Genomic DNA, 11,352 nt, shown 5'->3' with positions numbered 1-11,352 from the left:
GCCGAGGCGCGAGCGACGGTCATCGCCGGCGCCTTCGGTGTCGGAAAGCAGCTCGCGGGCCGCTTCGGCGCGGCCGGCTTCGAACTGCGCCGCGTCGAGGGTGCCGGCGTCACGCTGGGTACCCAGCTCGGTCAGGCGCTCCTGGTACAGGGCGACATTGAGGGCGGTGCGGTCTTCCTCGGCCTGGGCCTTGCGGCCGCGCAGCAGAGGGACGAGGAGGAATGCCAGGGCCACCAGCAACAGCAGGCCGGCAGCGAGCCAGAAATCGATCATTTGTCTTGGTTATCCAGCAATTGGTCGAGACGCGCCTGCTCCTCGGCGGACAGCGTGTTGGAAGTGGCGGCAACCGGGCGACGGCGGCGCACGACGATGGCGCCGATGACGATCACGCCCAGGCCCAGCAGCGCGGCGGGGCCGAACCAGAGCAGCCAGGTGCGCTCGCTGACTTCGGGCTTGTAGCGCACGAACTCGCCGTAGCGGTCGACCATGTAGTCGACGATCTGCTGGTTGCTCTTGCCGGCCGCCATCTGGGTGTAGATCTGCTTGCGCAGATCGGCGGCAATCGGCGCGTTGGAGTCGGCGATGTCCTGGTTCTGGCACTTGGGGCAACGCAGCTCGGTGGTCAGGTCGCGGAAGCGCGCGCGCTCGGCGTCATTGGCGAACTCGTAGGTGTCGATGGCGGCGTGGGCGATGCCGGTGAGGCACAATCCGAGCGCAGCGGCGGCGAAGAGACGCTTCATTTGCCCTCCGCCTCGTCGACCAGGCCCTGGTAGATCGGCGCCAGCTGTTCGCGCCAGACCTTCTCGTCGACGGCGCCAACCAGCTTGTGGCGAATGATGCCGTCCTTGTCGATGATGTAGGTCTCCGGCGCGCCGTAGACGCCCAGGTCCAGGCCCAGGGTGCCCTGCGCATCGGCGATGTTCAGCAGGTAGGGGTTGTGCAGCTCCTTGAGCCACTTCTGCGCGGCGGCGCCATCGTCCTTGTAGTTGATGCCGTAGATCACCACGCCCTTGGCGGCCAGATCGGTGAGCACCGGGTGCTCGAAGCGGCAGGTCGGGCACCAGGTGCCCCAGACGTTGACCAGGGCGGGTTTACCCTTGATATCGGCCTCGGTGTAGGTCTTGCCCGGCTCGGTGACGCTGGGCAGGGAGAACGCCGGGAAGGGTTTGCCGATCAGCGCCGAGGGCAGCTCGCTGGGGTCCAGCCACAGGCCACGGAAGAGGAATACCGCGACGACCAGGAAGATCGCCAGGGGCAACAGCAGGATCGCACGCTTCACACTCAGGCTCCCTGTCCGGCAAGGCCCAGGGCCTCGCGTACACGCGTTTTCACTTTCAGGCGGTAGCGACGATCCAGCGCCGCCAGCGCACCGCCCAGGGCCATCAGCAGGCCGCCGAGCCAGATGAAGCGCACGAAGGGCTTGATGTGCACGCGCACGGCCCAGGCGCCATTATCCAGCGGCTCCCCCAGGGCGACGTAGAGGTCGCGGGTCAGGCTGCCGTGGATCCCTGCCTCGGTCATCATCGAGTTCTGCACGCTGTACAGGCGCTTTTCCGGGTGCAGCACGGCCACTTCCGAACCCTTGCGGGTCACGCGGATGGTGCCCTTGTCGGAGGTGAAGTTCGGCCCTTCGAAGTGATGGGTGCCCTCGAAGCGGAACTGGTAACCGGCCAGCTCCACCGACTCGCCCGGCGCCATGCGCAGGTCGCGCTGGGCGCTGAACTGGCTGGTGAGGACCACGCCGATGGCGCAGATGGCGATACCGAAGTGCGCCAGCTGCATGCCCCAGTAGCTGCGGTTGAGGCCCGCGGCACCGGCGATTACGCCCTTGTGGCGGACCTTGTCGAAGAAATCGCGCACACCGGCCAGCACCACCCAGGCGGCCAGCATGAACACCGCCAGCACTTCCCAGTGCAGCTCGCCGTACAGGAAGCTGCCCAGGCCGCCCAGCACCACGGTGCCGATCAGCACCGGGGTGAGCATGTTGCGCAGCCAGCGGGTCGGGGTGTCCTTCCAGCGCACCAGCACGCCGACCGCCAGGGCCAGCATGAGGATGGCGATCAGCGGCACGAACAGCGCGTTGAAGTACGGCGGGCCGACCGACAGCTTGGCGCCGCTGATGGCGTCGAGCACCAGCGGGTACAGGGTGCCGAGCAGGATCATCGAGGCGGTGACCACCAGGATCAGGTTGTTCAGCAGCAGCAGGGTCTCGCGCGACCACAGGGCGAAGCCGACCTGGCTCTTGACCACCGGCGCGCGCAGGGCGAACAGCGTGAGCGAGCCACCGACCACCAGCAGCAGGAAGGCGAGGATGAACACGCCGCGCTCGGGGTCGGAGGCGAAGGCATGCACCGAGGTCAGTACGCCGGAGCGGACCAGGAAGGTACCCAGCAAACTCAGGGAGAAGGCCGCGATGGCCAGCAGCACGGTCCAGCTCTTGAACACGCCGCGCTTCTCGGTGACCGCCAGCGAGTGGATCAGCGCGGTGCCCACCAGCCAGGGCATGAAGGAGGCGTTTTCCACCGGGTCCCAGAACCACCAGCCGCCCCAGCCCAGCTCGTAGTAGGCCCACCAGGAGCCGAGGACGATGCCGACGCCGAGGAAGGTCCAGGCCACCAGGGTCCACGGGCGCGACCAGCGCGCCCAGGCGGCGTCCAGACGCCCGCCGAGCAGTGCGGCGATGGCGAAGGCGAAGGCCACCGAGAAGCCCACGTAGCCCATGTAGAGCATCGGCGGGTGGAAGATCAGGCCCGGGTCCTGCAGCAGCGGGTTCAAGTCGTTGCCGTCCGCCGGCACCTGCGGCAACAGGCGGCTGAAGGGGTTGGAGGTGATGATCAGGAACAGCAGGAAGCCGGTGCTGATCATGCCCATCACGGCCAGCACGCGGGCCAGCATCACTTCCGGCAACTGGCGCGAGAACACCGACACGGCGAAGGTCCAGCCGCCGAGGATCAGCGCCCAGAGCAGCAGCGAACCTTCGTGGGCGCCCCACACGGCGCTGAACTTGTAGAACCAGGGCAGCGCGCTGTTGGAATTGCTGGCGACGTAGGCCACCGAGAAATCATCGTGGAGGAAGGCCCAGGTCAGGCAGCCGAAGGAGAACAGCAGGAAGGCGAACTGCCCCCAGGCTGCCGGGCGCGCCAGACTCATCCATTGGCGGTCGCCGCGCCAGGCGCCGACCAGCGGGAAGAAGGACATCACCAGCGCCATGCACAGCGCGAGGATCAGCGAGAGGTGGCCGAGTTCGGGAACCATGTCAGTTGCTCCCCTGCTGCGGCGCGGCGTTACCAGTCTGGCTGGCTTCGTAGTGCTCCAGCTTGCCGCTGTCCTTGAGCGCCTTGGTGACTTCCGGCGGCATGTATTTCTCGTCGTGCTTGGCCAGGACTTCGTCGGCGGTCAGCACGCCGGCTTCGTTGATCTTGCCCAGGGCGACGATGCCCTGCCCTTCGCGGAAGAGATCCGGGAGGATGCCGCGGTATTTCACCGTGACTTCCTTGGCGAAGTCGGTGACCACGAATTCCACGTCCAGCGAGTCCGCCGAACGCTTGAGCGAGCCCTTCTCCACCATGCCGCCGGCGCGGATGCGCGTGTCATGCGGGGCTTCGCCATTGGCGATCTGCGTCGGGGTGTAGAACAGGTTGATGTTTTCCTGCAGGGCCGACAGCGCCAGGCTGACGGCGACACCGACGCCGGCGACGATGGCGAGGACGATGTACAGACGCTTCTTGCGGACCGGATTCACTTGCTGGCCTCCCGGCGCAGACGACGCGCCTCTTCTTGCAGGTAACGCCGGCGCGCCACGATCGGCGAGACGACGTTGATCGCCAGGACCACCAGGCAGATGGCGTAGGCGGACCACACGTAAGGGCCATGGTGACCCATGGCGAGGAAATCGGAGAAGGACTCGAAACTCATAGCGCGCGCTCCACCTCGGCCTTGACCCAGCTCGCGCGGGCTTCGCGCTTGAGCACTTCCAGGCGCATGCGCATCATCAGCACCACGGCGAAGAAGCAGTAGAAACCGGCGACCATCATCAGCAGCGGAATCCACATCTCCGGCGGCATCGGCGGCTTTTCGGTCAGGGTGAAGGTGGCCGGCTGGTGCAGGGTGTTCCACCAGTCCACCGAATACTTGATGATCGGGATGTTCACCACGCCGACGATGGCCAGCACCGCGCAGGCCCTGGCCGCGCTGTCGCGGTTGGTGATGGCCTGGCCGAGGGCGATGATGCCGAAATAGAGGAACAGCAGGATCAGCATCGAGGTCAGGCGTGCGTCCCAGACCCACCAGGCGCCCCAGGTCGGCTTGCCCCAGATGGCCCCGGTGACCAGCGCGACGAAGGTCATCCAGGCGCCGATGGGCGCGGCGCACTGCACGGCGACGTCGGCGATCTTCATCTTCCAGATCAGCCCGACCGCGCCGGCCACCGCCAGCATCACGTAGCAGGACTGGGCCAGGAAAGCCGCCGGCACATGGATATAGATGATCCGGAAGCTGTTGCCCTGCTGGTAGTCCGGCGGCGCGAAGGCCAGGCCCCAGACGGTACCGGCAACCATCAGCAGGATCGCGGCGACCGCGAACCAGGGCATCCAGCGTCCGCTGATCTCGTAGAACCACTTGGGCGAGCCAAGCTTGTGAAACCAAGTCCAGTTCATCATCAGGCTCTGTAATTCAAAGCTCTAGTCTGCCGCCGGTGCCGCTTCGAAAGCCCGGCGATCGTTCGTTCACTCGCCGACGCTGATCTTCAGCCCGGCGGCGATGGCAAAGGGCGTCAGCGTCAATGCTAACGCCGTCAGGCTGGCCAGCCACAACAGGTGCCCGGCGGTGGGCAGCCCCTGCAGCGACGCCTGCAGCGCTCCGCTGCCCAGGATCAGCACCGGAATGTAGAGCGGCAGGATCAGCAGGGCCAGCAGCAGGCCGCCACGCTTGAGGCCCACGGTGAGCGCGGCGCCCACGGCGCCCAGCAGGCTCAGGATGGGCGTACCCAGCAGCAGCGACAGCAGCAGGTCCGGCAGGCAGCGCGCCGGCAGGCCCAGCATCAGGGCGAACAGCGGCGACAGCAGCACCAGGGCCAGCCCTGAAACCAGCCAGTGTGCCAGCACTTTGGCCAGGACCAGTAGTGCCAGGGGGTGCGGCGAAAGGACCCACTGTTCTAAAGAACCATCCTCGAAATCGCTGCGGAACAGGCCGTCCAGCGACAGCAGCACCGCCAGCAGGGCCGCGACCCAGACCAGCCCCGGCGAGAGGTTCTTGAGCATTTCCGATTCGGGGCCGACTGCCAGCGGGAACAGTGCGATGACGATGGCGAAGAACACCAAAGGATTAGCCAACTCCGCCGGACGGCGGAACAGCAGGCGCGCTTCGCGGGCGAGCAGCAGTGTGAAGACGTTGCTCATCGCGCAGCCACCTCCCGCGCATGCTGGCCCAGGTCGAGGGCACGATAGCCTTGCGGCATGCGCTCAAGGGTGTGGTGGGTGGTCAGCACGACCAGCCCACCGCGCTCGCAATGATTCGCGAGATGCTCTTCCAGCTGCGCCACGCCCTGCTTGTCGAGGGCGGTGAAGGGTTCGTCGAGGATCCACAACGGTGGCGCATCCAGGTACAGGCGCGCCAGGGCCACGCGGCGCTGCTGGCCGGCGGACAGGGTATGGCAGGGAACGTCCTCGAAGCCACGCAGGCCGACCGCCTCCAGCGCCTGCCAGATGACGTCGCGGCTGGCCGGCTGGTGCAGGGCGCAGAGCCAGGCGAGGTTCTCTTCGGCGCTGAGCAGGCCCTTGATGCCGGCGGCGTGGCCGATCCACAGCAGCAGACGGGCCAGTTCATGGCGCTGCTCGGTGAGCGGCCTGCCGTTGAGCAGCACCTCACCGGCGGTGGGCTGCATCAGGCCGCTGAGCAGGCGCAGCAGGCTGGTCTTGCCGCTGCCGTTGGGGCCGACGATCTGTAGCATTTCGCCCGCGCCCAGTCGCAGATCGAGACGCTCGAACAGCATGCGCCAATCCCGCTCGCAGGCGAGCGCCACGGTTTCGAGGAGGGGATGGGTCAAGGGCATCGGCAACCGTCGGGCAGAAAACAGTCAGGAGTGCAAAAAAGCGGCCATATCGCGCGGGCCGCCAAGCACGGCCTCGGGCGGCGCATTATACACAGCCGTTCCTACGCCCGACGTCAGGTTTTTCGACAGGGTGTAACGCGCCTCAGGCCCTGCGCCGGGCTCCGGGGCTGTCGTGATCGTCCGGCTGCGCCTCTTCGTCGCGGGCGCGACGGGTATGCATGGTGCTGATCGGCGAACGGTCCTGCTGCTCGATCAGGCTGTGGGTATGCCGCGAGATATAGGCATGGTTGGCCGGAATGTCACGGTTGACGAACGCAGCCGCGCCGACCGAGACGTTGTCACCGATGCTCAGGCCATCGCCGATGATGCAGACATTGGCGCCAAGGCTGACGTTGTCGCCAATGACGATCGGGGCGCTGCCATCGTTCTTCTGGCCGATGGTGGTGTTCTGGAAGATGCTGAAATTCTTGCCGATCACTGCCTTGCGAGTGATCACGATACCCACCAGATGGGGAATGTAGAGCCCTTCGCCCACCGGAATGGTGATGGGAATCTCGATGCCGAAGCGCTCCGCCAGGCGATCGCCCAGGCGCATCGCGCGCTTCTGCCAGAAGGCGCTTGGGCTGGAGTAGAAGTACTGGGCGACACGGAACCAGAACATGTAGCGATACCGCGCACGCTGGCGATACCGTCGAAGCAGCCGCGACCAGCTGAAGCGGCGCTGCTCGCCACCCAGCATCTCGATTCGCCACAGCCGTTTCAATTCCGCGAAGGTCATTACTGCACACCATCTGGTTCAGCCAGCGGTCCATGCGGCAATGAAAAAGCAATAATACTCTGGTACCGCCCATCGGTTCAAAGCAACGCTGCGTTCGCTTCAAGGCAACAATCGCAGCGCCCAGCCCGCGCGGGCGCTCCGTGCACGCTGTCGATGGCGGATGCTGTCATTCTGCTCGCGATTCCTTAATCCTGTCTTAAGCCCCCGGCACTCGGCCCCTGAGCAACGGTGGCACCTCATCCGCCTTGTCCGCCGTCGCGCCGCAGAGGTCATGCTTGTCGGCCGGACGGACTAAAGTGCTCGCTGGCGCCGCCGATACACTGGGCGTAATCCCGTCACCCCGCCTACAGGTACCCGATGCCGAGCGAAATTGGCGCTTCCCGCCCGCTACCGCCCACGTCTTCGCCGCGCAGCGCGCAAAGCTCGGCGGAGCTGACGCTCAAGCTCACACAAAGCCTGGGCGACCTGCTGCCGGCCGGGGAAAAGGTCAACGCCGAAGTTCTCGCGGTGCGCGAGACGCCGGTGAACTTCCAGCTGCTGCTGCGCCTGACCATGGCTGGCGGCCAGCAGGCCCTGGTGGTCGCGGACAGCCCGCAGGCCCTGCCCAAGGGCAGCACGCTGGAGCTTGCGTCGCTGACCCAGACCAACCTCGCCGCCACCCTGATCAACCAGCCCAGCATCAGCCAGCTGGGCCTGGGCGGTCGCCAGCCGCCGCTGGGCAGCCTGGACCTCGATCTCCTGCCGGTGGGCACGCTGCTCCAGGGCAAGGTCGATTCCAGCCAGCTGCTCGCCCAGAACAAGGCCGAGCAAGTCATCTACAAGGTACTGGTGACACTGCTCAATACGCCGCTCGCCGGCCGCCAGCTGAGCATCGAATCGCCTAACCCGCTGCCGCTCAACAGCCTGCTCAGCGCTCGGGTACAGGGCCAGAACGCCTTGCAGTTCCTGCCGATGGACACTCGCCTGGACCAGCTCGAACTCAACCGACAACTCTCCGCACAGCAGGGCCGCCAGGGATCGCTCGAGGGGCTGTTCAGCGCTTTGCAGGGCGCCGGACGCGGCCAGTCCATGGCGCCGGAGATGAGCCAGGCTGTGGACAAGTTGCTCGCCGCCCTCCCCGACATCCGCCAGCTGGCAGACGCCAAGGGCGTCGCCCAGGCACTGCAGCACAGCGGGGCCTTCCTCGAAGCACAGCTGCTGCGCGGCGCCGAGCCCCTGCCGCAGGACCTCAAGGCCAACCTGTTGCGGCTGATCGCCCAACTGCTGCCGGCCGCACCGAACGGGACCGCCGCCGGGGTGCTCGGCGACCTTCCCGGCACCGCCCTCGCGGGCGCCAGCAACCTGGCGCAGTCGCTGCCGGCCTTCGTCCGCAACGCCCTCGGCGTACTAGGCCAGACCGGCGGGCGCGCGGCGGCGCCGAGCAGTTTCCCGTTGCCCAGCCGCCTGGCCCATCAACTGGAAGAAGAAGGCGACCTGGAGTCCCTGCTCAAGCTGGCCGCGGCGGCCGTCTCGCGGCTGCAGACGCACCAGCTCAGCAGCCTCGCGCAAAGCGATGTGCTGCCCGACGGCACGCTGCTCAACACCTGGCAGATGGAAATCCCCATGCGCCATCAACAGCAGCTGGTGCCATTGCAGGTGCGCATCCAGCAGGAAGAAAAGCCCGCCAGCGAGCGCGACCCGCAGCAGCAGGACACGCTCTGGCGAGTGGAACTGGCATTCGATCTCGAACCGTTGGGCCCGATACAGGTCCAGGCCACCCTCGCCCACGGCAGCATCGCCAGCCAGATGTGGGCCGAACACGCCAGCACGGCAAGCCTGGTCGATCGGGAACTGGGCACACTGCGCCAGCGCCTGAACGACGCCGGCCTGACCGTCGGCGAGCTGTCCTGCAGCCAGGGCAAGCCACCGCAGGGGCCACGCACGTCGGTGGAACAGCGCTGGGTGGACGAAACCGCATGAAGAAGATGAAGACGCCGCCGCGCCAGGCCATTGCCCTGAACTACGACGGCCAGAATGCCCCGACGCTGACGGCCAAGGGCGACGACGAACTGGCGGAGACCATTCTCGCCATTGCCCGTCACCACGAGGTGCCGATCTACGAAAACGCCGAGCTGGTGCGCCTGCTGGCGCGGCTGGAGCTGGGGGAAGCGATACCCGAGGCGCTCTATCGCACCATCGCCGAAATCATCGCCTTCGCCTGGTACCTCAAGGGCAAGAGCCCGTTGAACAACCGCTCCGGCGCCCCGGAAGGCGATGCGCCGTTGCTGCTCGAGGGGCCGGCGCCCCGCCCCGACTGAGACGGGTCAGCGCAGGCACTCAGTGCCGGTCTGGTACTGCGGATGATCGTTGGCAGGCGCGTAGTCGTGGAACTCGCGCACCGACTTGCGGATCGGCTGCTCGTCTTCGCTGTGGTAGAGCACCATGCTGCTGGTCACCTCGCGCAGCTGCGCCAGGGAGATCGGCTTGTCCAGCACATCCAGCAGCGGCACGCGGTTGGCCCAGGCCCACTGCATCAGGCCGCGGCGCTCCTCGGCGCTGTAGTTTCCCACCAGCAGGAACTGGCGGAAGGTGTTGCTGCGGCTCAACGCCTTGAGGCTCAGCAATTCGCTCTGGCCCGGGCGGAAGTCGTCATGGATGAACAGACCGTAGCGCTGCCGGGTGGCCAGCGCCTTGCGCACTTCGTCCAGGTTCAGGCACAGGCTCAGGTGGAAGAACTCCAGGCGATTGAGCAGCACGCTGTAGTTCAGCAGCCGGCCGGGATGCGAGCACAGCACCATGGCACGTCGGGAAATGGTCGCCATATCGATGGCCTCGGAAAATGTTTGACGAGGCCAATTTAGCGACGATTTGCCGCCTTTCTTATCAGACGAGTCCTAATCACCCGTAGTCAAAATCCTACAACTCAGGAATCCCGACAGGCGGCAGCGGGCGGCGAGCGCAGCGCGGGCGCGGGCTCAGTCCCGCGCCTTGCCCTGATGCAGGCGGGCGACCAGCTCGGCCTCGGCCTGGGACAGGCCGCAGCTCTGGGTCAGGTCTTCGGGGCTGGCGCCCATGCCGACCAGGCGCGCGGCCTGGCTGAAGGACAGGCTGGTGGGGTCGCGCTGCTCGATGCGCACCAGGCGCTCGGGCAGCGGCGCGACCTGCTTGTTCAGCTCGCGCAGCTCCTCGCCCATGCGGACATTGATCTGCTGGTACGACTCGATGCGCTTGCCCTGTTCCTTCAGGCGCTGCTCGAACACCGCGAGCTGCTTCTCCACCTGAGCCGCCCGCGCCTCCTGGGCGCGCTGCCGGCCGGACAGCCAGAAGCACGCCAGCGCGAGGCCCGCGCAGGCGATACTGAGCACCACCAGAGCGATCAGCACTTCAGATGCTCTCCAGCTCCGACCACTCTTCCTCGGTCATCATCTTGTCCAGCTCGACCAGGATCAGCAGTTCGCCGTTCTTGTTGCAGACGCCCTGGATGAACTTGGCCGACTCTTCGTTACCGACGTTCGGCGCGGTCTCGATCTCGGACTGGCGCAGGTAGACGACCTCGGCGACGCTGTCGACCAGGATGCCCACCACCTGCTTGTCCGCCTCGATGATGACGATGCGGGTGTTGTCCGAGACCGGCGCCGGGTCCAGGCCGAAGCGCTGGCGGGTGTCGATCACGGTGACCACGTTGCCGCGCAGGTTGATGATGCCCAGCACGTAGCTCGGGGCACCCGGCACCGGCGCGATCTCGGTGTAGCGCAGCACTTCCTGGACCTGCATCACGTTGATGCCGTAGGTCTCGTTGTCCAGGCGGAAGGTGACCCACTGCAGAATCGGATCTTCGGCACCTTGCGCTGACGTTTTCTTCATATCCCCTCGCCTCTTCTGGTTCCGCGCCGCAGGCGGCGCGAAAGTTCTCGTTCAATGATTTGCGTCCAGCCTCAGGGCTGCAAGCGCTTGGCCGCGCCGCTGGCGATCAGTTCGGCCAGGGCCGAGACGTCGAGCAGCGCGCACATCTGGTCGATCACCGTGCCGGCCAGCCACGGGCGTTGCTGGCGCTGGCTGCGCCACTTCACCTCGGACGGGTCCAGGCGCACCGAGCGACTGACCTGATGCACGGCCAGCCCCCACTCGTAGCCCTGCACGGAAATCACGTATTGCAGCCCCTCGCGGTAGTCGTCGCGGTAGCGCTCGGGCATTACCCAGCGCGCGGTGTCGAGCACCTTCAGGTTGCCGTTCTGGCCCGGCAGGATGCCCAGGAACCAGTCGGGCTGGCCGAACAGTGGGGTCAGGTCATGCCCCGCCAACGGATAGATCGAGCCCAGGCACACCAGCGGCACCGCCAGGGTCAGCCCGGCGACGTCGAACAGCAGACACTCGAAGGGCTCGGCGGCCCACACCGGGCGACCGTCGTCGAGCAGCTTCAGCGGCGCGGCGGGCAGCTCCGCGCTGCCGGGCTGGTGCAGGTCGATGACCTGGGCCATCTGCGCCGACGGTTCGTTCGCAACGGGCGCGTCGAGGACCGGGGCCGCCGGTTCGGGCACGCCAGGCT

Annotated in this window: 16 protein-coding genes; 2 read left to right on the top strand and 14 right to left on the bottom strand. The window is 66.6% G+C overall.

Features of this window, described 5'->3' with window-relative positions:
* The 10 genes from ccmI to ACCC94_RS23370 all read right to left on the bottom strand — a co-directional run.
* The coding region (gene ccmI, locus ACCC94_RS23415; protein ID WP_413351983.1) for a c-type cytochrome biogenesis protein CcmI at positions 1–273 on the bottom strand (273 nt) is incomplete at its 3' end.
* Complete coding sequence (locus tag ACCC94_RS23410; protein ID WP_413351982.1) at positions 270–740, bottom strand: cytochrome c-type biogenesis protein; 471 nt, start codon at positions 738–740, stop codon at positions 270–272. The genes ccmI and ACCC94_RS23410, both read right to left, overlap by 4 nt.
* Positions 737–1,279 carry a thiol:disulfide interchange protein DsbE gene (dsbE, locus tag ACCC94_RS23405; protein ID WP_017520316.1) on the bottom strand — a complete coding sequence of 181 codons (543 nt, stop codon included), beginning with the start codon at positions 1,277–1,279 and terminating at the stop codon, positions 737–739. The genes ACCC94_RS23410 and dsbE overlap by 4 nt, the downstream gene beginning before the upstream one ends.
* 2 nt (positions 1,280–1,281) lie before the next feature.
* Entirely contained in the window at positions 1,282–3,255 is a 1,974-nt protein-coding gene (locus ACCC94_RS23400) for a heme lyase CcmF/NrfE family subunit (protein ID WP_413351981.1), read from the bottom strand.
* A gap of 1 nt (position 3,256) precedes the next feature.
* Positions 3,257–3,742, bottom strand: coding sequence for a cytochrome c maturation protein CcmE (gene ccmE, locus ACCC94_RS23395; RefSeq protein ID WP_253453311.1), 486 nt, complete (start codon positions 3,740–3,742; stop codon positions 3,257–3,259).
* Entirely contained in the window at positions 3,739–3,915 is a 177-nt protein-coding gene (ccmD, locus tag ACCC94_RS23390; RefSeq protein WP_081519307.1) for a heme exporter protein CcmD, read from the bottom strand. Before ccmD ends, ccmE begins: the two co-directional genes overlap by 4 nt.
* A complete protein-coding gene (locus tag ACCC94_RS23385) occupies positions 3,912–4,658 on the bottom strand; it encodes a heme ABC transporter permease (protein WP_413351980.1) in 747 nt (248 codons plus the stop codon). Before ACCC94_RS23385 ends, ccmD begins: the two co-directional genes overlap by 4 nt.
* Positions 4,659–4,724: 66 nt before the next feature.
* Positions 4,725–5,396: a heme exporter protein CcmB gene (ccmB, locus tag ACCC94_RS23380; protein WP_413351979.1), complete on the bottom strand. Its 672-nt coding sequence runs from the start codon at positions 5,394–5,396 to the stop codon at positions 4,725–4,727.
* A complete protein-coding gene (gene ccmA, locus ACCC94_RS23375; protein ID WP_413351978.1) occupies positions 5,393–6,049 on the bottom strand; it encodes a cytochrome c biogenesis heme-transporting ATPase CcmA in 657 nt (218 codons plus the stop codon). Before ccmA ends, ccmB begins: the two co-directional genes overlap by 4 nt.
* Before the next feature lie 142 nt (positions 6,050–6,191).
* A complete protein-coding gene (locus ACCC94_RS23370) occupies positions 6,192–6,827 on the bottom strand; it encodes a serine acetyltransferase (protein WP_413351977.1) in 636 nt (211 codons plus the stop codon).
* Between the two features lie 357 nt (positions 6,828–7,184).
* Here ACCC94_RS23370 and ACCC94_RS23365 point away from each other — a divergent pair, with 357 nt between their 5' ends.
* Positions 7,185–8,786: a flagellar hook-length control protein FliK gene (locus ACCC94_RS23365; RefSeq protein WP_413351976.1), complete on the top strand. Its 1,602-nt coding sequence runs from the start codon at positions 7,185–7,187 to the stop codon at positions 8,784–8,786.
* A complete protein-coding gene (locus ACCC94_RS23360) occupies positions 8,783–9,124 on the top strand; it encodes an EscU/YscU/HrcU family type III secretion system export apparatus switch protein (RefSeq protein ID WP_413351974.1) in 342 nt (113 codons plus the stop codon). Before ACCC94_RS23365 ends, ACCC94_RS23360 begins: the two co-directional genes overlap by 4 nt.
* A gap of 6 nt (positions 9,125–9,130) precedes the next feature.
* Here the strand turns inward: ACCC94_RS23360 and ACCC94_RS23355 are convergent, their stop codons facing one another.
* The 4 genes from ACCC94_RS23355 to ACCC94_RS23340 form a co-directional block, all read right to left on the bottom strand.
* Positions 9,131–9,628 (bottom strand): hypothetical protein, encoded by a 498-nt coding sequence (locus ACCC94_RS23355; protein ID WP_413351973.1) that lies wholly within the window; start codon positions 9,626–9,628, stop codon positions 9,131–9,133.
* Positions 9,629–9,781: 153 nt separating this feature from the next.
* Positions 9,782–10,189, bottom strand: a complete 408-nt coding sequence (locus ACCC94_RS23350) for a DUF2802 domain-containing protein (protein ID WP_413351972.1) — start codon at positions 10,187–10,189, stop codon at positions 9,782–9,784.
* A 1-nt stretch (position 10,190) separates the two neighbouring features.
* On the bottom strand, positions 10,191–10,670 hold the full coding sequence (locus ACCC94_RS23345; RefSeq protein ID WP_015476565.1) for a chemotaxis protein CheW: 480 nt from the start codon (positions 10,668–10,670) through the stop codon (positions 10,191–10,193).
* A gap of 71 nt (positions 10,671–10,741) precedes the next feature.
* Positions 10,742–11,352 (bottom strand): CheW domain-containing protein (locus ACCC94_RS23340; RefSeq protein ID WP_413351971.1); only part of this gene is annotated, 611 nt, incomplete at its 5' end.

The sequence above is a fragment of the Pseudomonas sp. Pseusp97 genome, assembly GCF_047304025.1.
In the GTDB taxonomy this organism is placed as follows: Bacteria; Pseudomonadota; Gammaproteobacteria; order Pseudomonadales; family Pseudomonadaceae; genus Pseudomonas.
The sequence above is the reverse complement of the archived record's forward strand: the minus strand, read 5'-3'. Positions and strand labels throughout refer to the sequence as shown.